The following is a 24862-nucleotide window of genomic DNA, read 5'->3' as shown; positions in this document are numbered from 1 at the left end:
GCACTTTAAAATTAATTAGCTTTTAAAATATTTTTTAATTCCTTCAATTACTTTTTAAGTAATTGAGGGAATTTCTTTTTAAATCTGTTTAACCTCGGAATCGAAACATTTTGTATATACGGATTTTCTGGATGTAACTTTTCATAATCTTGATGATATTCTTCTGCCTTATAAAACTTATTAATCTTTTTAACTTCGGTAGCTACTTGTCCGTTATAAACTTGGGTGTTTAGTTGTTTAATTTTGTTTTCAATAATCTTTTTTTCTTGCAGATTATTATAAAAAGCAATCGATCTGTATTGAGAACCATAATCAGGATGCTGTCCATTTTTTGTTGTCGGATCATGAGAACCGTAATACACAGCAACCAAGGTTTTAAAACTTATTTCTTTAGGATTATAGTACACCGCAACGGCTTCTGCATGACCTGTGCTACCTGTATTACTACTTTCATACGTTGGGTTTTTAGTAAATCCGCCAGCATAACCAGAAACAGCCTCCTCTACTCCTATTACACTTTCAAAAACAGCTTCAACACACCAAAAACAGCCACTCGCAAAATAGGCTACTTTTGTTCCTTGTAAAATTAATTTATCAACCTTAGTTATAGATACTTCTTTTGATGTCGAAAAATTCATCAACAATAAACTAAAAGAGAAAACAGCTAAAAGTGTACCGAGTTTAAATTGTTTCATATTAAATATTTTAAGCATTAGTCGTAAGCAAAGATAAGATTATACAATTGTTTACAACTTTAGATTTTCCTTCAACAAATTGTTTGTGAATTGCCATGGGGTTTTCTATTTTTGTTTACATAAACAGTACAAATTAATGGAACATTTTATAGTATCGGCACGTAAATATCGTCCTCAGGTTTTTGAGGATGTCGTTGGGCAACAAGCCATAACAAATACGTTAGAGAACGCTATAAAAAACAACCATTTAGCACAAGCTTTACTTTTTACAGGACCTCGTGGAGTTGGTAAAACTTCATGCGCTCGTATTTTAGCAAAACGTATAAATCAAGAGGATGCAGACACTAATGCTGATGAAGATTTTGCATTTAATATTTTTGAATTAGATGCCGCTTCTAATAACTCAGTTGATGATATTCGTAGTTTAACCGATCAAGTACGTATTCCGCCTCAAACAGGAAAATACAAGGTTTATATTATTGATGAAGTTCACATGCTTTCTCAAGCAGCCTTTAATGCTTTTTTAAAGACATTAGAAGAACCGCCTGCTCATGCTATTTTTATTTTAGCAACTACCGAGAAGCATAAAATTATACCAACGATATTATCTCGTTGTCAGATTTTCGATTTTAAACGTATTGGTGTTTTAGATGCTAAAGAATATTTAAAAACAATTTGTGCAAAAGAAAATATTACAGCAGACGATGATGCTTTACATGTAATTGCTCAAAAAGCTGATGGTGCTATGCGTGATGCTTTATCTATTTTTGATAGAGTTGTTAGTTTTTCAGGTAGTAATTTAACGCGCGAAGCTGTTACCCAAAACTTAAATGTATTAGATTATGATGTGTATTTTAACATCACTGATTTATTAATTGAGAATAAAATTCCGCAAGTCTTAATGGCTTTTAATGAGGTTTTAGGAAAAGGTTTTGAAGGACATCATTTTATAAACGGATTAGCATCACATTTTAGAGATTTATTGGTTGCAAAAGATACTGCTACTATTTCTTTATTAGAAGTTGGTGATACTACTAAAAAGAAATATTTAGAGCAATCTAAAAAAGCTGACATGCAGTTTTTAATGCCTGCCATTGATAAAGCTAATGATTGCGATTTAAAATATCGAGGTAGTAAAAACCAGCGATTACTGGTAGAACTTACCTTAATGCAAATAGCCTCTATCAATTTTGATGGAGCAAAAAAAAAATCTAACAACTACATAATTCCGGCTACTTTTTTTACTTCTTTATCTCCATCAATTAAGAAAACTCAAGTAAAAACAGCTATAAAAACTTCCGGAAAAGTTGAAGTTAAAACTGAAGAAAAACTTCATATAAAGGCTCCTTTGGCCAAGGTTGTAACTGAATCAACAAAACCTCTTTTAAAAAATATAAAACGTCGTGCTTCGGCTTTGTCTTTAAAAAGCATTCATCAGAAAAAAGATATTAAAGCGATTTCAGATGATGATGAAAGTTATGAAAACCACCCAAGAACACCTTTTACTCATGAAGAATTAAAAGATGCTTGGAAAAAATATTATTTTAAACTACAAGAGCTTGGTGAACGCAGTATCGCAGCAATACTAGCTTCAGGAGAGCCGCAATTAGGAAAACCTTTTACCATCATATTTTCATTGCCTAACGATTTAATGAAATCGCAATTAGAACGAGGTAAATCTAAATTAACAAGATTTTTACGTGAAAAATTAAACAATTACGGAATTCAAATAGAAGTAATTGTTAATGAAACTGTTGAGAAAAAATTCGCCTATACTCCTCAAGAAAAATATGAGAAGTTAAAAGAGAAAAATCCAATACTAGAAAAATTAAAAAGTACCTTTGGATTAGATTTATAATTCTTTTCCAAGATAAACTAGTTGCCAGTTTTCTATTGTAGTAACTTTCTTTTCAAACTCTGATATTAATAAAATTTCGTTATTCTTATTTTTCATTAAAATCGGAATTGATTTTAACTCTGCATAAATTTCATTTATTTTCTTTTTATATTCTTCAATCGAATTTACAGGTGTTTCGTAAATTTGAGGGTATTCCCTTACAGTATCCATTAAATTTAAAAAATCATCTTTAATAGTAAACAGATCATCTTTATTTTCATATTCTTGTGTAATAATTTCTTGAGAGCTTGCTAAACGATAAGCACCTTGCTCTCCAAAAACACCTGAAAAATTAGAAATTGCATATTTATTTATTGAGTCACTACCTGTTATTGAAAGTAAATAACCTACATCGTTAAACTCAATATTATCTGTTAAATTATCATCATAAATATTTACCTGAAAAGACTCTAAACCTTCATTCTTAGCTTTTTCAATATTATCTTTATTTGAATCGATAATAACAACTCTTCTATTATTTTTCTTTAGATATACTGCTATAAGTCGTGCCATATCTGAAGCTCCAATAATCATAATAGCATTCGATTTTTTTAAGAAAACACCTATCATTTTAGCAAACAATCTTGCAGTGGTTGCGTTTAACAATACGGTACCTAAAACAATCATAAAAACAAGAGGGGTTATATATTCTGCCCCTGCTACACCTTGCTTTAATAACTTACTTCCAAATAACGAAGCAATACCTGCTGCAACAATACCTCTTGGTCCTACCCAACTTATAAATAATTTTTCATTAATTTTTAAATTCGAATTGTAGGCACTTACAAAAACTGCTAAAGGTCTAATTACAAATACAATTAATGCAAAAAGAAGTAATGTTTCCCATCTATATAGTAGCATTAACTCTTCAATATTCATGTTTGCTGCCAAAAGAATAAATAATATAGAAATTAATAGTACACTTAAAGATTCTTTAAAATAAAGTATCTCTTTTAAATTTTTCAACTTACTGTTACCTAATACCATTCCCATTACTACAACAGCTAATAAGCCTGATTCATGAGCAAATATTTCAGATTCAACAAAAACTAAAAGAACAGTAGATAATGAAACTACATTTAATAAATAATGCGGTACCCATTTTTTATTGATAATAAATATTAAAGCATGTGCAAATGTAAATCCAAAAGTAGTACCAAATAAAAGAATTTTTAAAAATTCTAACAATGCTGTTTGTGTAAATCCAGCACCACCACCAACACTAATAAACTCAAAAACTAATACCGCAACCAAAGCTCCTATTGGGTCAATCAAAATACCCTCCCATTTTAAAACTGCGGATACATCTTTTTTTAGAGGAATATTTCTTAAAATTGGTGTTATAACTGTTGGACCTGTTACAATAATTAAACCAGCAAATAAAAAAGATAGCTCCCAACTTAAGTTAAAAGTGTAATGTGCAATAATACCTGCACCAAAAAAAGTAATGCTCGAACCTAAGGTTATTAATTTAGTTATTACAGGGCCTATATTCTTAATTTCTTCTCTACGTAAAGTTAATCCTCCTTCAAAAAGTATAATACTTATGGCTAATGAAACAAAATAATACAGCCCTTCTCCAGGAAACAATCCTTTTTTACCGTTCCAAACAGGCTCTATCCATTTGCTACCATCATCATTAAAAAATTCAGCAGCTATAGGCCCAACAAACAACCCGATTATAATTAAAGGTAAAATTGCCGGAATCTTAAATTTCCAAGCAAACCATTGCGCTAAAATTCCTAATATTATAATTCCTGCCAATTCAATCATAAATGTTATTTTCTTGTAAAAGTAATTTTTTTTTTAACAACAAGAAAATTATATCTTCGAGCGTTTTAAATTTTATACTTTGACAAAAAATATACTTATAGGTATTGCCTTTTCACCCAATTTAAAAGCCAACTTATTTGAAACAATTCGGTTATCAAATATGTTTAATGCACAATTAATTGGTGTTCATGTTGGAAAAAAATCTGACCAAAAGGAAAAACAACTACAACAATTATTAAACAAAGCTCCTAAACCAAAGTTTCCATTAAAAGTTATTTGGCAAGAAGGAAAGCCTGTTGATGTTATTTTACAAACTATAAAAAATGAAAATGTAAATTTATTAATACTAGGTGCTTTACAAAAAGAGAAAATATACAAATATTATGTAGGTTCTATTGCCCGAAAACTTACCCGTAAAGCTCCTTGTTCTGTTTTATTACTCTTAAAACCTTCTGTAAAAAGCGTTGTTTGTAAACACATTGTTGTTAGTGGTTTGAAAGATGAAAAAACTGAAGAAACAATTAAAGTTGCTTTCAATATCTCAAAAGAATTGGGATGTAAAAAAGTAACTATTGTTGAAGAGATTAGTCAGACTGAATTAAATGTAAAAGTTAACGATGATATTTCATTGCGTAAGGCAACCTTAACCAAAGAACGTTTACAAATACGGGAAGACGAACGTGTTCATAAAATGTTAGCATGTATAGATACTAAAGATATTACTATAAATACTCAAAGTATTTTTGGTCGAAGAGGTTATTGTATAGGGCATTATGCAAAAATTAAAAGAGCTGACTTATTAGTAATGAGTGCACCTAAAAAAACAGGTCTTTTAGATCGAATTTTTCCGCATGATTTAGAATATATTTTATCAGAATTACCAACCGATGTTTTAATTGTTAAATAATGAAAAAAGAAAAACGTTTTAAAACATTTTTAAATGAAATACCGCAAAACATTTTTGCTGGTTTTGTTGTTTCTTTAATTGCACTTCCTTTAGGTTTTGGGTTAGCTTTAGCTTCTGGAGCTCCACCAATATCTGGTGCAATTGCTGCTATTGTAGGCGGTATTATTGTAGCTATTTTAGGAGGCGCTAATGTAACAATTACTGGGCCTGGTAACGGACTCGTAGTCGTGGTCTTAGCCGCAATTACAACTCTTGGTGCTGGTGATATGCAACAAGGATATTTATACACGTTAGCTGCCATTGTTTTCTCTGGTGTTATTATGATTATTCTTGGATTTCTTAGAATGGGATCACTGGGTGACTTCTTCCCCTCTTCAGCAATTCAAGGGATGTTAGCTGCTATTGGTATTGGTATTTTTGCCAAACAAATACATGTAATGCTTGGTAATTTAGATGCCAAAGGAAGTATTGTAGACTTACTAATACAAACACCAAAAGGAATCATAAACTTAATTCAGACAGATAGTACAAGTGTTTTTTATGCCGGATCTGTAGGTATTATTAGTTTACTAATTATGATTTTTTATAGTAAGATACGTAATAAATATTTTCAGTTAATTCCGGCTCCAATGTGGATTGTTGTTTTAAGTGTTGGCATGTATTATTACTATGATTTGGTATCATCATCTGCATATCCAATAGATAAAAGCCTCTTAATTAATTTACCTGAAGATGTTTTATCTAATTTTGCTTTTCCTGATTTTGGTAAAGTATATCAGTTCGAATTTATTAATGCAGTTATTGCCATTACTTTAATTGCAAGTATTGAAAGTTTACTAAGTATTAAAGCGGTTGACAAGTTAGACCCTTTAAAAAGACGTTCAAATATAAATAAAGACATTCGTGCTTTGGGTTTAGCAACAGTTGTTAGTGGTTTTTTAGGTGGATTAAATGTTGTTACTGTAATTGCACGTAGCTCTGTAAATGTAAATAATAAAGGTAGTAATCGATCAGCTAACTTTTTTCATGCAGCATTTTTAATTGTTTTTATTTTACTTTTTGCCACCGAATTACGTAAAATTCCGCTACCTGCATTAGCTGCTATTTTAGTATATACAGGATATAAATTAGCTTCACCTGAAAACATTAAAAAAGTATTTAAAATAGGTAAAGAACAGTTAATTATATTTTTAGCAACTCTCCTTACCACAATTACGACCAATTTAATTACAGGTATTTTAGCAGGAATATGCATAACTTTTATTATTCATATAATTATTAATAAAAACATCACGCTATTTATTAGAAACTTATTAAAACCTAATGTTTTAATGTTTAAAGAAGATGATAAATATTATGTTTCAGTTAAAAACTTTTCTAGCTTTTTAAACTATACTAAATTAAAATCTAAACTAGATCAAATACCTGAAAGTGAAGATGCTATTATCGATTTTTCTTTGTGTAATTTTATAGATCATTCTGTAATGGAAAATCTTAACAATTATGCAGAAACCTTTAAGCGAAAAGGTGGTTATTTTGAAGTAATTGGTTTAGATGGTTATAAAACAGGTAGCGAACATCCGTTTGCTTTACGTAAAAATAATCCTTTTCAATTACAAGAAAATAAAAATACCCTAACAAAAAGACAAAAATCTTTACAAAATATTTGTACAGATATTAATTGGAAATATGAAGCTTACCCTGAAAAAGAAGTCACAAAAATTCCGCATTTTGGGTATTTTAAAACTCGAAAAATAAGTAAAGTATCTAACATTTTATCTAACAATAATTGCTCTTTATTTGATGTTGAATTTTCTGAAGGTGAATTAATTGCAAAACAAGTAATTAAGGTAACCATGATGTATATTGATATTGAAAAATATACACCTGAGTTTACATTAGATAAAGAAGGTATTTTTGAATATATATATCATTTTACTGGTTTTAAAGATATTGATATTGATAAGCACCCTGATTTTTCAAAGCGTTTTTATTTATCAGGAAAAAATGAATCTGAAATAAAACAGTTTTTTACAGATGAACTTGTACTATTTTTTGAAAGCAATAAATATTATCATATTGAAGGAAATAAAAAAGGTTTATTAATTATTGGTAGAGAACGATTGGCTGGAATTAAAGAAATTAAGACACTGGCTGATTTTGGAGTTCGATTGAAAAAAACAGTTTGTGATGAAAAAATAGCACTTTCTATGTATTAATAAAATAACCTATAAAATTATTTTAATAGGTTATTTTGTTACATATAATTATTCATAAATTATTTCAACGCTATCTGTTAACGGTAAACTTTGGCAACTTAACACATAACCTTCTTTTATTTTTTCATCTGTTAAAGCGGCATTATTATTCATATATACACGCCCATTTTTTACTTTACAAACGCAACTTCCACAGACACCTCCTTCACATAAATAAGGTGGGTTATATTTATTATCCAACAGGGCTCTTAATATTGTTTTTCCTAACGGAATAGAAATTTCTATTTTCTTATTTTCTAAATGAACAATTAAACTTGCTCCATCTACAACATTTACTACCTCGTTTATTTTAGGAGAACCAAAACTCTCTATAAAAATTCTACTCTCAGGTACATCTATACCTTGTAAGGTTTTTACTGTATTATTTATCATTGTTCCTGGACCACATATATAATATGCTGTATTTTGTGCATAAGGAGGAAATTGATTAATTAACCAAGAAATTGAAGTTACGTCTACCCTTCCTTTTATAAATTTATTTTCTTCCTTTTTCCATAAATCACTCCAAGAACTTATAGGGTTACTTAAAGTATGAATTAACGTAAAGCGATCTTTGTACTCTAGTTCTAATTGTTTTAATTCTTCTTTAAACATAATGCTTTTATGATTTTTGTTTCCATAAATCATATAAACAAAGCTTTTTTCTTCTACAAATAAAACAGTTTTTAATATAGAAATTATAGGTGTTATTCCACTACCTGCTGCAAACAAATAATATGTTTTATAGTTTTCTTTTTTTATTTCAGCATAAAACCGACCATTTGGTGCTAAAACATCTATAAAATCACCAACATTCAAGTTTTCATGAATATGATTAGAAATTAAACCGTTTTCAACACGTTTTACTCCAATTTTTAATGATGTATTTAAAACAGGAGAACTACATAATGAATAGGAACGGCGTACTTGCTGCTCTTTTAAATAAAACTGTAATGTTATATATTGTCCGGGTTTATAAATGAAATTCTCTTTTAACTTTTCTGGAACTTGTAAAGTCACAGATTTTGAATTTTCTGTTTCTTTTTGAATATCAATAATTTTTAATGAATATACCTCGTTCATAATTATTACTTAAACATTAGCTCCATTTTTATTCATCCATTTTCTTACTTCCTCCTGAAAGCGTATTATAGCATACTCACCTCTTTGTGCTCTTGCTCCAATACTAAATAAAGGCGATGTAAGTGATTTTTGTTGTTGCTCACAAGCATACACATCTTCTTCCATAAAGTTACCGCTAGCCATAGGATCATCTACATTTCCTTTATATTTTCCTTTGTTTCCGTATTTAGTCCAAACATTACTTAAGACTGATTTGGTTGTTTGCTTAGTATATTCCCATTCGCTTACATTTGCCGTTTTAGTACGAAATGTAACTAATGTTCTATCAACTGATATTGGCGTTACATGAAAAGTACTCCAACTTGACTCACTTTCTGCCAAACCAATATTAGGAAAAAACCAAGGTACATAAGCGCCTATTTTATCTTCAGGTATATGATTTATTAATGGCATTAATGATGCATTTTTAAAATCATCTTTATACTCTTTAACTAAAGGCTCAAAAAACCAATAATGAGGTCCTTCCCATCCAAATTTTGCTTTTTCATGATCATACATGTTTAAAGTTCCTTCATGTAAATGCGCTAAATGGTAATGATCAATATTATTTTCCACTACAATTTTCCAATTCGATTTAATTTCTTTTGTATATATTCCTTCTTTAAATTCTATTAATTTCTCAGGAATATGCGGGCCTAAATGTGGTAATATTTCTCCAAAATATTCCATAATGTTCGGTGCTTTTTTATCTGGATGTATAAATAACATTCCTTTAAAAATATCTACAGATGCTTCATGTAAATTTAATCCACATTCGTGAAGTTCTTTTTGGCATAAATCAGGAAATTCATCTTCTTTTTTAGGGATACTAATTAATTTACCTTCTAAATTATAAGTCCAATCATGATATGGACAAGTAATTACTTTTTGATTTTTACCCACAGCTCGTAACAATTGTGTTCCTCTATGACGACACATATTATGAAATGCTCTTAAACGATGATCACGTCCCTTGATAATAAAAATATTATTTAAACCAGCTTGTACAGAAATAGAGTCTCCAGGGTTTTCAATATCTTCTACTAAGCCTGCAAACTGCCATGTGGTAGAGAAAATAGTTGCCATTTCTTTATCAAACCACTCTTGCGAAGTATAAGCTTCTACAGGCAATACATGCATCATTTTCTTTTGAATACTCATAATCTCTTATTTATCTTTTACATTTCTTTTCCATACTTCTTTATATGGTTTTCCTTCAATAGTCATTAAAACTTCCAAAGAATTAGTTCCTCTTAATTTTAAAATAACATTATAATAACTGCCATCTGGTAAATACATTTTTCCGTTTATATATGTTGTGCCCTTTTTTTCTACATTAGTTAAAAAATAATCTTTTTCTTTATTCTCTCCTTTATATTCAGTTTTATCATCAAGATAGTAATGAATTTTACCAAAAAATTTATTTTGATATGCTACAATTTCATATGTGGCTTGATAATTATTGTTTTTTACATTCCAAATTCCAATAATTTTATCGTCGTTTTGAGCACATGATACTAAACTTAATGATATAAATAATGATAATAATAAGTGTTTCATTTTTTTTAATTTATAATCGTTAAAACTATAGTTACTTATAATTAAATACTTTTTTTTGGCATCCAATCTGGTGGTTTTATAAGAACCAATAATTTATTTTTAACACCAGAAACCTGCCCCAATTTTCTATACAACCTAGATATTCCGTGAAAAAAAACTTTAATAGGATTTACACTATTTAATGGTTCTGAAATACCGTAAACTACTTTTTCTTTTTCTGGTTCAAAAGTTCCTAAAAGGCGATCCCATATAATAAATATTCCTCCATAATTTTTATCCCAATATTGTTTATTAGATCCATGGTGAACTCTATGATGTGACGGTGTATTAAGTAAGAATTCTAAATATTTAGGTAACTTACCTATAATTTCGGTGTGTAAAATTGCTTGAAAAGTTTGTACAAATAACTCTGCCGCTAACATTAAAAAAGGGTTAAAACCTAACATTACTGCAGGAATTGAAAAAAGTAACGGAAAAACAGCGTCTAAAGGACCAAACCTATAAGCAACCGACATATTAAAATGCTCTGAACTATGATGTACTGTATGTGTTGCCCAGCCTAACCCTATTCTATGCATCATTCTATGTTCCCAATAATATAAAAAATCAGCTAACAAAATACTACTGATAATTGTTATCCAGTTTAGTGGTAATTCTGGTAAAATTGAATAATATGAGGCATACATATATAGTTTTGTTACTAATAAAATACCTAAAATATATTCAATTCCTACAAATAAAAAAACCGTAATCACATTGGCAACAGAATCTAAAACCAAGTTTTTATTTAATCTTTTTTGTACTAAGTATCTAATTAGCTCCACTCCAAAAAATGGTAGGATAATATAAATAACGCTTAAATCATTAAAGAGATAAAAAAGGTAATCTACATATTCAGAATCCAATATTTCTAAAGTTAAAAAATTAGAAGATGAATGCGATATCCCAACTATACTTAAAATGATAAAAACACTGTAAATTAATAATCTTATATTACTCATAATGTATAAATTAATGTTACTGCAAATTTCAATAAAAGAGTAAAAAATTCTTTTGATCTAGGTCAAAATATTTAAATAATTTAAAACCGAAAATAAAGCTAATAATGACCATATACATATCATTACCCAATAGATTTTAGGATGCTCTTTTTTCGTTACGGATTCGACAAAATGAATTTCTTCACTTTTAATTGTGTGTAATAAACCTATTAAAATAAATATTGCCCAAAACCAATTCCAATTAAAAATTACGGCTAAAATTAATAATATCAATGCCGTAATTGTTTTCCATTTATCCATATAATTATACTTAATAATAAAATTGATTATAGTTTATAAAAATTTCCGATAATGAATACAAAGCCATTAACAACCAGGTTATTATAATAACCCAAAACAAGAATAAATGATCTTTTTTTGAAATTGGTTCTATGAAATAAGTAATACCATTAAAAATATCTGGTATTACCCAAAACAAGAATAATATACCCCAAACCCATCTATAATTCATAAAAATAGCTATGTACATTAAAATAAGCGCTATTATGGTTCTCCATTTCTTTGTTTTTTCCATTTTTATAAATAAATCATAGCTAGATACAAATACCGAACCTTTTAAGCATCTTTTTTTCCATAGTCCAAAAGAAATTGAATTGTCCAAAAAGCCATCCATAAATTACAAGAAATAATTGATAAAATAGAAAACTAGAAAATAAAAAAATTGGATAATAAACAAACCTAGGGAAATTAATCAATGTAACTCCTACTCCTTTTAAAAATGGTCTTCCTACTGCTATTGATGTTGAACCTGTAATAGAAAATACCATAAGAATCAAAAACAAGTCTCTAGTTTTTTCAATATTCCAACGTTTCATTAATTTTTTCATCATAAAATAAGTTTAAGTGCAAACTTATAATATGCTCTTATTTTTTAATTTGATTTAAGTCAAAATACTTTTTATAGTCTGATTTTGACATAGGTCAAAAATACTTTTTATAAACCTTCTCAATTTTGTCCTCACAATTATTAAAAAACATAAAATGAAAAAATATTTGTTTGGTTTATCAATTTTTATAATTGGATGCAATCCTAAAATTGACAACCGAATTTTAGGAACCTGGAAAGTTCAGAGTAATTATTATGATGCTACTTACAAAATAGAAAGACAAGGTAAAAAGCTTATCGGTAAAGTAATTTACTATAACGATGGCACTACTATTTTAAGAGAAACAAAGACCCAAAAAGATGTCTTTTTAAAAAACTTAAAATATAAAAATAACATTTTTATAGACGCTGTGTCGGGTGCTACAAAAACCAATTCAAACTACTTATCTATTAAAGTTAATCATAAAGACACTTTAGAAGCTACAAGTTATATAATGAATAAACCTTTAATTGAATTCTGGATAAAATCAACAATAAATAATTAAGTTATGAAAAAAAGACACTTCCTTTTAGGAGTTTTAATCACGCTAGCACTTAGCAGTTGTGAAGATGGTATAAGAGATATTACTGACGGAGGAAAATCAACCATACCTCCTATAAATTCATCAGAAGTTATTCCTATAAACATTAATAATGAAGGGTTTGATTTCCTTGAAAAAATGCAAGGACATTGGGTAGGATCTAATAAAGTTATTGCTGATGATTATCCTTGGTTTGCCTGGGACTATAGAGCGATATCTAAATCACATATTCATGGTATTCATGAAGGTGGTTCATTAGGAAACTTATTAACTTCTTTTTTTGTTACAAATTATAAAAATAAAAGAACATTAATGGCTCGTAATGGTGGCTTATTAAGTGGTATTTATCGAACAAGTTATTTTGTTTTAGATAAAGTAGAAGACAAAGCATCAGAAGGTAAATATTATCGATTTGTAGATGCCATAGGAGGTGAAAATATTATGTATTTCGAACTGCGATTTAAAAACGATGAGTTATTTTTTAACTCATACACTAGTAATTTAGGTAACCGAGTTCCTTCTCGTCATATGACTTTTAAAGGAAAAAAAATGCACCTAGATCTAGCTCAAAAAGCTGCTAATGATGTTGGTTTTCCGCAAAACTTGGTTGATGAAGGTTTAGACTTCGCAAATGGTTTTATAACAGAAAACTTGTATAATATTGATGTTAACGAAAGCCCTAAATCAGCTACATTTTTAGCACAACAAAGTAATAACGATGTATATGAGTTGGCTCCGCAATCTGGTGATCCATATCAAATAACAGATCATCCAAGATTAGGAACTTTAACGGTAAACATTACTAGAAACAGTACCATTACAAACACGAATCTACTGGTTTACTTATCAAAAAATGCCATAACTGATGAGAATGGATATTTAACATCTAATACTAATGCTTACAATACTTTATTACATTTTCCTAACCTCGAAAAGAATGAAAACAACTTCTTATTCACATATATACATCCAGGAGATTATTATATAACTATTATAGCTGACACTAATAATAGTGCATCACCAAATGAAGGCGACATTTTAAGTATTAGTAAAAAAATAACAATTTTACCTTTAGAAAATAAAATTGAAAACATCACAAATATTGATGTCCAAAATTAAAAATATGAAAAAAATATTTTATTTCTCAATCATTGCCATATTATTAATTAACTGTACTACGGCAGAAATTCCTTTAGTTGATATACCTACTGATAGAACTATAACATATTCACAAGACATTGAAGCTATTATTTTTAATAATTGCTTAACCTGTCATAGTTCTGTAAATCCTAGAAATGGTTTGATTCTAGAAACTTATACCCAAGTTAAAAATTCTGCTCAAAGCGGAAGTTTAATCTCAAGAATGAATGATGCAGCCAATCCAATGCCTCAAGCTGGACTTCTTACTGCTGATAAAAGAGCATTAATTGATAAATGGAAAGCCGATGGTTTTTTAGAATAGTTTAACTACCTAACAAATATAAAAATGAAAAAAACATTAATTATTGCAATTGCTTTGTTAAGTCAAACAATCATTGCGCAGAAATACTTTACAAGAACAGGAACTACAAATTTTAAAGCTTCTGTTGAAACCTTTGAAGTAATAGAAGCAACAAATAAAAGTGCTACAGCTATTTTAATTACTGACACTGGTGATTTAGCTGTGCAATTATTTATCAGTGCATTTGAATTTAAAGTAGCATTAATGCAAGAACACTTTAACGAAAATTACATGGACAGCGATCAGTATCCTAAAGCTACATTTAGAGGACAGTTACAAGGTTTTTCTTTAAAAGATTTATCTAAAGAAAAAGAACTGCCTTTAAAAGGAACACTAACTGTTAGAGGTGAAAATAAAAAGGTAAATACTATTGCTAAACTTATTTCTATTAATGGTAAAATTAAAATAAATGCTAGTTTCTCTGTACAACCTAAAGATTTTGGTATTAAAATACCAAGTATTGTACGTAAAAAAATAGCAGAACATATAAACGTAACTATAGATTATGAATTGGCTGAAAAGAAATAAAATTTTACTCACATTATTAATTGTCTCTTTTGGAGCATATTCAACATATAAATATGTTTATAGGCCTCATAAAAACATAGAGAAATTAGCCACCAGCTTTACGGGTAATTGTACTGAATTCTTATCAAGAATTAAAGAAGATACTAATATTTGGAATTCTAAAATTGTAGAATTATCGGGTAAAGTAACATCTATAGATAAAAACGGAATTACATTAAATAAACAAATTTATTGTCAATTTAAAGAACCTTTAAAGACAGCACGTTTAAAAGAAAATCAAACCATAAAAATTAAAGGTCGTGTTATAGGATACGACGATTTGTTAGACGAATTAAAATTAGAACAATGCATACTAAAATAACACAATATATATTTTTAATCGCTTCATTTTTATCCATTACAATTTATGCTCAAAATGATTTATTAGATGAATTAGATAACGAAACTAAAAATACGAAACAATTTAGCTTACCTGCTTTTAAAGCAATGCAAATTGGTAATTTACAATCTACTAAAATCGCAGACAAAGGGGATTTATATTTAATTGTTTCACATCGTTTTGGTTCTATAAAAGATGGTATTGATGAATTTTTCGGGTTAGACCAAGCAAACACCAAGATTCAATTAGCTTATAGTTTTTGGAACGGTATTCAACTAAGTTTAAGTCGTGATAGTTTCGAAAAAACATATTCTGGTACCGCTAAATTTAATATTGTAAAACAATCAACTCAATTTCCTTTAAATCTTGTTGGGTATGCTAGCTCAGATATTAATTCTGAAATTAAAAAAGAAAACTATCCGAATATAAAATTTAGTGACCGTATGAGTTATACATCTCAGCTATTAGCTTCACGAAGAGTTTCAAAAAAATTATCTTTAGAAATTGCTCCAACGTTTGTTCGTCAAAACTTACAAGATGTAAACATTACAAAAACAAGAAACCATAATCAATTTTTAATGGCTTTTGGAGGCCGTTTAAAAGTAAGCAAACGAATGAGTATTAATCTTGATTATGCATATAATTTTAATAAACATCAAGATTCAAAATATAATAATCCTTTAACTCTAGGTATCGATATAGAAACAGGAGGACACGTGTTTCAACTATTATTCTCAAACGCTAGAGGTAGCAACGACAGCGCTTTTTTAACAAAAGCACAAGGTGATTGGAGTAAAGGTGATATTTCTTTTGGTTTTAATGTTGTGAGAGTTTTTTAGTAATACTTCTAAAAAAATTCACATTTAAGCTTTCTTTTAATTAAGAAAGCTTTTTTATTTACCTCTAATTCTGCTTAATGTTTCCTGACTAATTCCTAACATAGAAGCTATATGACCTAAATTAGCAATTTGAGTAATATTAGGAAATGCTTTTATTAATAAATCGTACTTTTCTTTAGCTGTTAAAAAGTAATATCCTTTATAAAAGTCATCTATTAAAGCTATTTGTTCTTCCATTATTAAGCGACCAAAACGTTCTAATTCCGGAAATTTTTGATATAATTCTTGCCATTCATCATATGAAATTGCGATTATTTTAGCATTGCTTATTACTTCTATATATTCCGATGATGGTTTTCTTAAAACATAACTATGCCATGAAGTAAAAATTGAATTTTCAGGATATATCCAGTTCGTTATATCTTTTCCTTTTTGATATAAATAAGTTCTAACAGTTCCTTTTGATAAAAAATACAATTCTTTACATACTTTTCCTTCTTCTACTAATAAGTCTCCTTTAGTATATTCCTTTTCTACAATAAGCGCTTTAATTACTAATTCTGCTTCTTTTGATAAGTAAATATATTTTTTAATAAAGTCTATAAAATCTTGCATGGAACAAATTTAGTGAACAAATAAATATAATATTTATTTGTTAAAGACTAATTTATAATATTTCTAAAAATCGGGTTTTCTCATTTCCTAAATTATCAATCACAATAATTTTGTGGTTTCCTATTTTCGGAGTTATCGCTTGTTCATGATATTGAGAAGTTTTACCTATAAAAACATCATTTAAATACCAATACAAAAGAGCATCTGTATTGGCATGTGTAACTTTTAAGATTACCGGATTCACTTTGTTATTAAGCCCTTTTGTTAACGATATTTTAGATCGATATTTTGTTGGAAACACAAAATCCATGGTGTTATTTTGTTCCTTATCACAATCATTTCGATAGTTTGGCAACACACTATAATCTGCATTTTTTTGTTGATAATAATGTGCCATTAAAGGAGGTAAAACAAACCATGTTTTGGTTTTCATGTTAGCAACCGATTCACAATTAGAATTTACTTGGTGTTTTTCTGAAAGATCTACCGTAATTTGTTTGTGGTACGGACAAGGTTTTGCTCTCACACCGTTTTTGGGTATTCTTTTTACAACTGATTTACAAATAGGTAATGCCAAATAGCCGCTTTTTTGACAAATATTTTCTTCAACTAAAGCTTCATAGGGTTCTAAAAACCAATTCGATTTTGGTAACACATCAAAAACATTAAACATTAAAGGAGCCGCACTACCCACACCTGTTAAATCGGGTCTTCCTTCTCCGTCTGAATTACCAATCCAAACTCCAACTACGTATTTCGGAGTAACACCAATTGCCCAAGCATCTTTATTACCAAAACTGGTACCTGTTTTCCATCCTATTTTTTGCGAAGAATCAAAATATTTCCAAGCCTGATCGGTAAAAGGCCTGTTAACTTCTGTTAATGTATTTAAGGTTGTAAAAGCAACTCCAGCATCAATATGAGTTTCATTTTCCTGAACAGTACCAAAAGATATTTTATCTGATTTTATATAACTAGGTTCCGTGAATTCGTTTGAATAATACTTATGTTTTGTTTCTTCATAATGATTTATAACTCCGGCATAATTAGCAAAAGTTTTACATAAATCCCACAAACTAGCTTCTGCCCCACCTAAAATTAATGACAATCCGTAATAATCGGCCGATTTATTAATATCACGAATCGAATATTCATTTAAATCTGCTCTAAATTTTTCTAATCCATATGATTGTAACATTCGTACTGAAGGGATGTTTAGCGAACGAGTTAATGCTTGATTTGCAGGAACAGCTCCATCAAAAGATAAATCGAAATTTTTAGGCGTATAACCCGCTATTTCGGTAGGCACATCTGCCACTAATTGCGTTGGTAAAATTGCTCCCGATTGTAACATTTGTGCATATAAAAAAGGCTTTAAAGTACTTCCTGTACTTCGTGCAGAAATTACATTATTTACATTTTTTTGATGTGCTTTATCAGTTGGGCTATTACCTACATAACTTAATATTTTTCTGGTTTTAACATCTAAAACTAAAACCGCCATATTATAAACTTCATTTTGTTTTTGACGTTCATAATGTTTTTTAACTAAACTATTTACTTGTTTTTGCAAATGAATATCTAAAGAGCTTTGCAACTGTTTCCCTTTGTGTTTTTGGGCTACTTCTTGTACAAAATGTGCTGCTAAAGTGGGTAAATTATAGGGCTTTTTAGGAATTTCTTCTAACAACGATAACTCAAAAGTAGTTTTATCAATAATAGCTGTTTCATATAATTTTTTAAGCAATCTGTTTCGTTTTTCTTTTAGTATTTGTTGATTTTTACCCGGATATATCAACGAAGGTGCGTTTGGTAAAACTGCTAAAGTAGCTGTTTCTGCCCATGATAATTGGTGTGGTTGCAAACCGAAATACCGCCATGATGCCATTTCTAACCCTACTACATTACCACCAAAAGGAGCATGAGAAGCATATAAGTTTAAAATTGATTTTTTTGATAATCGAAATTCTAATCGCGTTGCCAAAATCAATTCTATTATTTTTTCTTGATAAGAGCGTCCTTTATTTTTTCTTGATAATCGAATTACTTGTTGCGTAAGTGTACTTCCGCCACGAATCACCTTTTTAGCTTTTATATTTTCTACAAACGCTTTTCCTATGGATATTGGATTAAATCCGAAGTGTTTATAAAAATGTGCATCTTCAAACTGTAAAATACATTGCTCAAATTTTGTTGGAACGGAATCTAATTCAGGAAAACGCCATTGACCATCCTTAGCAATTACAGCACCTAACAATTCATTATTTTTTGCAGTAACCACAGTAGCTGTTGGTGTTACAAACAATTTTTTAGGCAAACAATAATAGTATGCAATCATTAAAAAAAATATAATGATTGCTTTTATATTATGCTTTTTTAAGAAGTTAAAAACTCTTTTCATTTACAATTTATCTATTTCAAAAGTATAAAGTTTAACTTTAAAATATGAAAGATAAGTGAGTTATATTTGCAACTTATTACATACTATGAGTTTTACCTTACTTTCATCACCTTTACAAGGATTTACCGATTTTCGCTTTAGAAATGCGCAGCATAAATACTTTGGTGGTATTGATACTTATTACGCGCCATATATTCGTTTAAACGGAAAAATGAAGATTAAATCGAGTTATGAACGTGATTTATTACCTGAAAACAACGATACTTTAACCGTAATTCCGCAAGTAATTACAAACGATCCTGATGAATTTTTGTTTGTAGCAAAGTACGTGCAAAGTTTAGGTTATAAGGAGTTGAATTGGAACTTAGGTTGCCCGTACCCAATGGTTACAAAATCGGGAATGGGTTCTGGATTGATTTGTAATCCTGCAAGAATTGATGAAGTTTTACATAAAGCACATAACGAAACCGACATTTTGGTTTCTATGAAAATGCGAATGGGTTATGAAAACAGCGAAGAAATATTACACTCTTTCCCTATTTTAGAGAAATATCCGCTTAAAAATATTGCTATCCATGCTCGAATAGGAAAACAACTATACAAAGGTGGCGTTGATTTAGAAGCGTTTCAGAAATGTATCGACGTATCTAAACATCAATTATATTATAACGGAGATATTACTTCTGTGGCTGGTTTTAAAGCGATGCAAGAACGTTTTCCGAGTATTACACATTTTATGATTGGTCGTGGTTTAATTGGGGATCCGTTTTTACCACAAATGATTAAAGATAATACAACTGAATACCCGAAAGATAGATGGCAACGTTTTGGGGAGTTTCATGATGAAATTTATCATCAATATGATGCCGCTTTATCAGGACCAACTCCCATTAAAATGAAGATGCTAGGATTTTGGGAATACTTTTCTAAATCTTTTTCTGATCCTCGTAAAACATATAAAAAGATTAAAAAAGCGGGGAATCCTAAGAAATATCAAGCTGCTGTGAAAGAAATATTGAGTAGCGAAAAATAAAAAAAGGGTATTTACAATTTGTAAATACCCTTTTTTATTTTATCTATTTAGAGCTAAGCCAAAGTAATACGCACTTTTTTATTCTTTAAACGTGTATTATTTAGTTCTTCTATCAACTTTTTTGCTTCGCTTACAGGTACTGCTATAAAAGCACAATCTTGTTTTAACTCTATAACTCCTAATTGCTCTTTTGTTAAGTTTCCTTTTTTAAAGAATAAACCTGCAATATCTCCTTTTGATATTTTATCTTTTCTTCCTCCAGATATAAATAAAGTTTCCCAATAATGCGCTTTTAATTTTTCTTTCTGAGAGATGTCTGTATTCGGAATATTCGCAAGAAATTCGGGTAAACTTTCTTTTTGCCATTTTAAAATATATGCCGTTCCTTTTGCATTTACTCTTGCCGTTCTACCATTTCTATGCGTAAATTCCTCTATTCTTTCTGGTAATTCGTAATGAATAATATATTTCATTTCAGGAATATCAATTCCTCTTGCTGCCAAATCGGTTGCTATTAAAACCTGACTGGTACCATTTCTGAATTTAATTAATGAACGTTCACGATCTCTTTGTTCCATTCCTCCAGAAAAACAACTATGTGCTATTTTATTTTTGGCTAAAAATTCACTTACGTGATTGATACTTTCCTTTAAATTACAAAAAATAATTCCTTGATGATTTCCTATATGTTGTAACAAATTAACCAATGTTTGGTTTTTGTTTTTTATAGGAGAAACAACTGTTTTTAAGGTTAATTGTCTAGATTTTTTTCCTGTTAAGTAATTTAATACTGTAGGTTTATTTAAACCTACAAATGCAGGAATTTCAGTTTCTTGCGTTGCTGATGTTAAAATACGCTTTTTTAGGTTTGGTAATTGATTGATAATACCTCTCATTTCATATTCAAAACCTACTTCTAACGATTTATCAAACTCATCTAAAATTAAAGTTTTTATGCTGTCTTTAGAAAAACGTTCATTTGCAAAATGATCTAAAATTCTTCCTGGAGTACCAATTAAAATACTTGGCGTATGCTTTAATTCGGTTTTATCTTTCGCCATCGAACGACCACCATACACTGCATTTACTTTTAAGCCGGTTCCCATTTCTCGAATTACCTGCTCTATTTGAATCGCTAATTCTCTTGATGGCACTAAAATTAAAGTTTGAATTTCTTTATTTTCAAAATCTATTAATTTTAACGCAGGCAATAAAAAACCTAATGTTTTTCCTGTTCCTGTTGGTGAAAGTATAACGGTATTTGCATTTGTATCAATTACCGAAATAGCTTTTTGCTGCATTTCATTTAACTCATAGATATTCAATTTTGCTAAAATATCTTCTTGTGTTTTCATTGTCATTGCCATAATATTTAAATATCTATGAAGTTTTTATCAACTGCAAAGATAAGTAGTGTTTATTTATTTACCCCTAAAACCCTACTTATTAGTTGTTACTATTTTAAAATTATACATCTTTTTATTCATTTTAATAAATTACTTAAAAAATTTAACAACGAAAGTTGATAAATTAAATTATTTTTGCTCGGATTTAAAAATTTTCAAGACTTGTTAAACTACTATTCTTATGAGCATGCTGTTTCTAACCAATGGGTAACATTTGTACATGGTGCTGGCGGAAGTAGTGCTATTTGGTACAAACAACTTCGTGATTTTAAAAAACATTTTAATGTTTTAATTTTAGATTTACGTGGTCATGGAGATAGTAAATCTGTTATAAAATCTACTTTTAATAAAAAATATACTTTTGATGCTATTACAGAAGATATTTTAGAAGTTATTGATTATCTAAAAATAAAAAAATCGCATTTTGTTGGTATTTCTTTAGGTACTATTTTAATACGAAACTTAGCAGAAAAGAAACCTAGTTTAGTGAGTAGTATGATTATGGGAGGCGCAATTATTAAATTTAATTTACGCTCTCGTTTTTTAATTTTTGTAGGTAATTTATTTAAATCAATTGTACCTTATATGTTATTATACAAGCTTTTTGCTTTTATAATAATGCCTAAAAAAAATCACAAAAACTCTCGCTTATTATTCGTTAACGAAGCAAAGAAGCTATATCAAAAAGAGTTTTTACGTTGGTTTAAATTAACATCAGAAATTAATCCGCTATTGCGATTATTTAGAATGAAAGATCTAAAAATACCTACTCTATATATTATGGGTGATGAAGATCATTTGTTTTTACCTTCTATTAAAAATGTGGTTGAAAAACATGTAAATGCTTCTTTAGTAGTCTTAAAAAAGTGTGGGCATGTAGTTAATGTAGAACGAGCAACTGTATTCAATAAAAAAACGATTACCTACATAAATTCGATATCTTAAATAAGTTTTATTTTCTATTTAAAGGACGACCTCTTGGTTCATTTGCTTCTTGAAGTACAGCATCCGAATGTAAAAATTTTACAGCTTCTGCAGATCCTTTTACTTTTGATGCACTACGCTGTAACATTTCTAATTCAAAACCTTTTAATACACTTTCTCTGATTCCAATTTTTCTCCATTCTGATAAAGGCCTACATCCTTTAGATATTCCTCTAGCCAATGCCAAGGCGTCTAATAAAGCCTGATTTGCTCCTTGCCCTTTAAACGGACTCATAGGATGTGCTGCATCACCAATTAGTGTTACTTTTTTTTCTTCGGATAATAACTCTGGTTTTAATAATTCTCTATCATACACCGGATATCCCGAAATATTACTTTCATCAGTAGCTTCTAAAATTTGTGGAATAGGATTGTGCCACGGAGTTCTTCGACAAGCTTCTTCTTTAAGAGCTTTAGGCCCTTTTTCGCTTAATTGTTTTGCAGCTTCTTCTGACATCGGAAAACTCAGTTGCCACATTATTTTATCTGATGTAAATGGCATCATATAAATTCGTTCATTACCATTCGCTGTTTGAAATACAGTAGCAGAATCTAACAGAGAATTATCAACATTTTTAATATCTTTTAAAGGACAAATACCTAATATTACAATACAACCAAGATAACGTAAAGGTGTAATGGTTTCACCAATTAAAAGCTTGCGTACTGTGCTTCTAATTCCGTCTGCTCCAACTACTAAATTTGCCTTTGCTTTTTTAATTTTCCCATCAACTTTAAAACTCAATTCAATAAATTCATCTTCAGAATCATTAAATTTAATTAATTGATGTCCCCATTTTACAGATTCATGATTTCCTAATTGCTCTAATAACTCGAATCGTAAAGATTGTCGTGCTATATGTACATTTGTTCGTTTAGGAGAAGTTTTAGCACCAGAATCCATCCACTTTCTCATCCCCCATTCACCAATTACTTTTCCTTCGGGATTATGAACCACATGCTTTGTTGAAACAACACCTTCTTTCAGTTTAAAAATCCCCAATCCTTTAATAGCATTACTCGCTTGTTGTAGCGTTAGTCCGTAACCTTGTGATCTCGAATTAAAACTATCATCACGCTCATAAAGTGTGAACGGAATTCCACGATGCAAACACGCCACAGCAAGTGCAACACCACCAATACCACCACCAATTATAGCTACGTGCGGATAATTTTCTGTATCTCCTATAGGATGCTTATCAGCTTCTAATAATCCTGAGCCATTACATTCTAAACAAGAATATTGTACTGCTTTAGGACGAACAGGAGCGGCTCCTTGCTTGTCTGTTTTTTCATAAGTAGCTGATGCTGTTTGGTAACGAAGTTTTACATTTTTACGTATTCTTTTGTTTTTCTTACCGAATCCTTGGCATTCTTTACAAACCGTAAAACTTGATGTTTCGTTTTTATCTGTGTTCAATTATTTTTTATTTTTCAATATTTTCACAATACGATTAATTATAATTTGTGATAAATTCCATTGGTATCCATTAAAATCAGTCGTATTTATAAATTGAACAACAACCGTATCAATATCTTTATGATATTCTGCCAAACTTTGATAACCAGGAACTAAACCACCATGTTCATACTCGTAAATTGAAGTGTATATTTCTTGTTCACCATCCTTAAATACCGAACCATCGTTTAACGCTCGCAAAAATACGCCAACATCTTGTGCTGTAGCAAACATACCATCGTATTCAGTTTTTTGATCTTCTTCATAGCCAACATAATAACCACTCATTATGTCATCTAAATTTACTTCACTACGAGAACTAAACGTATGTTTAAGATTAAGTGGTACTAAAATTTCTTCTTTAATGTATTGGTTACGGCTATAACCTACTACTTTATCAATAAGTACACGAAGCAATAAGTAATTCGTATTAGAATACTCATAATCTTCATCAGGTTTAAAGTTGGCAGGTAAATCTAAAACTAAGTCAAGTGCTTTCTCATATTTTTTTGTTGGATTTTTCCAATAACCATATTCAGTATAATTAGGAATACCACTTCGATGCTGAACTAATAATCTTAACGTAATTTTTTCTGCATTTTCAATTCTCCCTATCAATTCCGGAAAATAATCAGCTACTGTTTTATCTAAAGATAATCGTTTGTCTTTTACTAATTTAGTAATAGCAACAGCAACATATAGCTTACTTATACTACCAATATTAAATAACGATTTATGATCGGCAGGTATTTTATTTGCTCTATTTTTCCACCCTCCAGTATAAAAAGCAGGTGGTTTTCCTGCTTCGTCTACATAAACAATCATTCCGTCTAACCCATAATTGATGGCTTCATTTACTTGCTCTTGAATTGTATTTGGTAAGGGTTTTATCCACGCTTTTACCAAAACCCAAGGCACAAAAGCCAAAGAACCTATACTTGCAATAATAAATACTATTTTAAGAAGCTTTCTTTTTTTACTTTTTATCATCTTTTTATATTTTCAATATATACTTAACGATTCAAAGTTCTAATAAT

General features: G+C 29.5%; 25 protein-coding genes. 11 read left to right on the top strand and 14 right to left on the bottom strand.

The genetic code is table 11. From position 1 onward, the window contains the following. Positions 1–47 precede the first annotated feature (47 nt). On the bottom strand, positions 48–695 hold the full coding sequence (msrA, locus tag N2251_RS06330; protein ID WP_260585890.1) for a peptide-methionine (S)-S-oxide reductase MsrA: 648 nt from the start codon (positions 693–695) through the stop codon (positions 48–50). 136 nt (positions 696–831) lie between these two features. Between msrA and dnaX the strand changes: the two genes are divergently transcribed. After that, positions 832–2553, top strand: a complete 1722-nt coding sequence (gene dnaX, locus N2251_RS06325) for a DNA polymerase III subunit gamma/tau (RefSeq protein WP_260585889.1) — start codon at positions 832–834, stop codon at positions 2551–2553. Here dnaX and N2251_RS06320 read toward each other — a convergent pair. Continuing rightward, positions 2548–4365, bottom strand: coding sequence for a cation:proton antiporter (locus N2251_RS06320; protein ID WP_260585888.1), 1818 nt, complete (start codon positions 4363–4365; stop codon positions 2548–2550). The genes dnaX and N2251_RS06320 overlap by 6 nt on opposite strands. Positions 4366–4444: 79 nt before the next feature. Between N2251_RS06320 and N2251_RS06315 the strand changes: the two genes are divergently transcribed. Both N2251_RS06315 and N2251_RS06310 read left to right on the top strand, forming a co-directional pair. Beyond that, the gene (locus N2251_RS06315) at positions 4445–5272 is read left to right on the top strand and encodes a universal stress protein (protein ID WP_260585887.1); all 828 of its coding nucleotides are present in this window, start codon (positions 4445–4447) and stop codon (positions 5270–5272) included. Then, complete coding sequence (locus tag N2251_RS06310) at positions 5272–7491, top strand: SulP family inorganic anion transporter (RefSeq protein WP_260585886.1); 2220 nt, start codon at positions 5272–5274, stop codon at positions 7489–7491. The genes N2251_RS06315 and N2251_RS06310 overlap by 1 nt, the downstream gene beginning before the upstream one ends. 48 nt (positions 7492–7539) lie before the next feature. Here the strand turns inward: N2251_RS06310 and N2251_RS06305 are convergent, their stop codons facing one another. The 7 genes from N2251_RS06305 to N2251_RS06275 are packed head-to-tail and all read right to left on the bottom strand — an operon-like array spanning position 7540 to position 12103. Then, entirely contained in the window at positions 7540–8613 is a 1074-nt protein-coding gene (locus N2251_RS06305) for a ferredoxin--NADP reductase (protein ID WP_260585885.1), read from the bottom strand. 9 nt (positions 8614–8622) lie between these two features. After that, a complete protein-coding gene (locus N2251_RS06300) occupies positions 8623–9813 on the bottom strand; it encodes an aromatic ring-hydroxylating oxygenase subunit alpha (RefSeq protein ID WP_260585884.1) in 1191 nt (396 codons plus the stop codon). A 6-nt stretch (positions 9814–9819) separates the two neighbouring features. Beyond that, positions 9820–10212, bottom strand: coding sequence for a DUF2147 domain-containing protein (locus tag N2251_RS06295; RefSeq protein WP_260585883.1), 393 nt, complete (start codon positions 10210–10212; stop codon positions 9820–9822). A 41-nt stretch (positions 10213–10253) separates the two neighbouring features. Further along, positions 10254–11213 (bottom strand): sterol desaturase family protein, encoded by a 960-nt coding sequence (locus N2251_RS06290; protein ID WP_260585882.1) that lies wholly within the window; start codon positions 11211–11213, stop codon positions 10254–10256. 57 nt (positions 11214–11270) lie between these two features. After that, the gene (locus tag N2251_RS06285) at positions 11271–11513 is read right to left on the bottom strand and encodes a hypothetical protein (protein WP_260585881.1); all 243 of its coding nucleotides are present in this window, start codon (positions 11511–11513) and stop codon (positions 11271–11273) included. Between the two features lie 10 nt (positions 11514–11523). Further along, entirely contained in the window at positions 11524–11787 is a 264-nt protein-coding gene (locus N2251_RS06280; RefSeq protein ID WP_260585880.1) for a hypothetical protein, read from the bottom strand. Between the two features lie 19 nt (positions 11788–11806). Then, positions 11807–12103, bottom strand: a complete 297-nt coding sequence (locus N2251_RS06275; RefSeq protein ID WP_260585879.1) for a DUF6787 family protein — start codon at positions 12101–12103, stop codon at positions 11807–11809. 151 nt (positions 12104–12254) lie between these two features. Between N2251_RS06275 and N2251_RS06270 the strand changes: the two genes are divergently transcribed. The 6 genes from N2251_RS06270 to N2251_RS06245 are packed head-to-tail and all read left to right on the top strand — an operon-like array spanning position 12255 to position 15927. Further along, positions 12255–12644, top strand: coding sequence for a hypothetical protein (locus N2251_RS06270; RefSeq protein ID WP_260585878.1), 390 nt, complete (start codon positions 12255–12257; stop codon positions 12642–12644). A gap of 3 nt (positions 12645–12647) precedes the next feature. Next, positions 12648–13799, top strand: a complete 1152-nt coding sequence (locus N2251_RS06265) for a hypothetical protein (protein WP_260585876.1) — start codon at positions 12648–12650, stop codon at positions 13797–13799. Positions 13800–13803: 4 nt separating this feature from the next. Then, entirely contained in the window at positions 13804–14142 is a 339-nt protein-coding gene (locus N2251_RS06260) for a hypothetical protein (protein WP_260585875.1), read from the top strand. A gap of 24 nt (positions 14143–14166) precedes the next feature. Continuing rightward, the gene (locus N2251_RS06255; RefSeq protein WP_260585874.1) at positions 14167–14709 is read left to right on the top strand and encodes a YceI family protein; all 543 of its coding nucleotides are present in this window, start codon (positions 14167–14169) and stop codon (positions 14707–14709) included. After that, positions 14687–15070, top strand: coding sequence for a hypothetical protein (locus tag N2251_RS06250; RefSeq protein WP_260585872.1), 384 nt, complete (start codon positions 14687–14689; stop codon positions 15068–15070). Before N2251_RS06255 ends, N2251_RS06250 begins: the two co-directional genes overlap by 23 nt. After that, positions 15055–15927 carry a DUF5777 family beta-barrel protein gene (locus N2251_RS06245; RefSeq protein WP_260585870.1) on the top strand — a complete coding sequence of 291 codons (873 nt, stop codon included), beginning with the start codon at positions 15055–15057 and terminating at the stop codon, positions 15925–15927. Before N2251_RS06250 ends, N2251_RS06245 begins: the two co-directional genes overlap by 16 nt. Before the next feature lie 54 nt (positions 15928–15981). Here the strand turns inward: N2251_RS06245 and N2251_RS06240 are convergent, their stop codons facing one another. Together N2251_RS06240 and pbpC are read right to left on the bottom strand one after the other, a co-directional pair. Beyond that, the gene (locus N2251_RS06240; RefSeq protein ID WP_260585869.1) at positions 15982–16542 is read right to left on the bottom strand and encodes a Crp/Fnr family transcriptional regulator; all 561 of its coding nucleotides are present in this window, start codon (positions 16540–16542) and stop codon (positions 15982–15984) included. A gap of 52 nt (positions 16543–16594) precedes the next feature. Beyond that, a complete protein-coding gene (gene pbpC, locus N2251_RS06235; RefSeq protein ID WP_260585868.1) occupies positions 16595–18880 on the bottom strand; it encodes a penicillin-binding protein 1C in 2286 nt (761 codons plus the stop codon). A gap of 148 nt (positions 18881–19028) precedes the next feature. Here pbpC and N2251_RS06230 point away from each other — a divergent pair, with 148 nt between their 5' ends. After that, positions 19029–19976 (top strand): tRNA dihydrouridine synthase, encoded by a 948-nt coding sequence (locus N2251_RS06230; protein ID WP_260585867.1) that lies wholly within the window; start codon positions 19029–19031, stop codon positions 19974–19976. Positions 19977–20029: 53 nt separating this feature from the next. Here N2251_RS06230 and N2251_RS06225 read toward each other — a convergent pair whose 3' ends face one another. After that, entirely contained in the window at positions 20030–21343 is a 1314-nt protein-coding gene (locus tag N2251_RS06225; RefSeq protein WP_260585866.1) for a DEAD/DEAH box helicase, read from the bottom strand. 201 nt (positions 21344–21544) lie between these two features. On the opposite strand from N2251_RS06225, the gene N2251_RS06220 reads away from it, so the two are divergent. Then, on the top strand, positions 21545–22327 hold the full coding sequence (locus tag N2251_RS06220) for an alpha/beta fold hydrolase (protein WP_260585865.1): 783 nt from the start codon (positions 21545–21547) through the stop codon (positions 22325–22327). A 7-nt stretch (positions 22328–22334) separates the two neighbouring features. Here the strand turns inward: N2251_RS06220 and N2251_RS06215 are convergent, their stop codons facing one another. Continuing rightward, positions 22335–23786 (bottom strand): FAD-dependent monooxygenase, encoded by a 1452-nt coding sequence (locus N2251_RS06215; RefSeq protein WP_260585864.1) that lies wholly within the window; start codon positions 23784–23786, stop codon positions 22335–22337. Next, positions 23787–24815 carry a serine hydrolase domain-containing protein gene (locus tag N2251_RS06210; RefSeq protein ID WP_260585863.1) on the bottom strand — a complete coding sequence of 343 codons (1029 nt, stop codon included), beginning with the start codon at positions 24813–24815 and terminating at the stop codon, positions 23787–23789. Between the last annotated feature and the right edge of the window lie 47 nt (positions 24816–24862).

Source organism: Tenacibaculum haliotis, from assembly GCF_025215075.1.
GTDB lineage: Bacteria > Bacteroidota > Bacteroidia > Flavobacteriales > Flavobacteriaceae > Polaribacter > Polaribacter haliotis_B.
The sequence above is the reverse complement of the archived record's forward strand: the minus strand, read 5'-3'. Positions and strand labels throughout refer to the sequence as shown.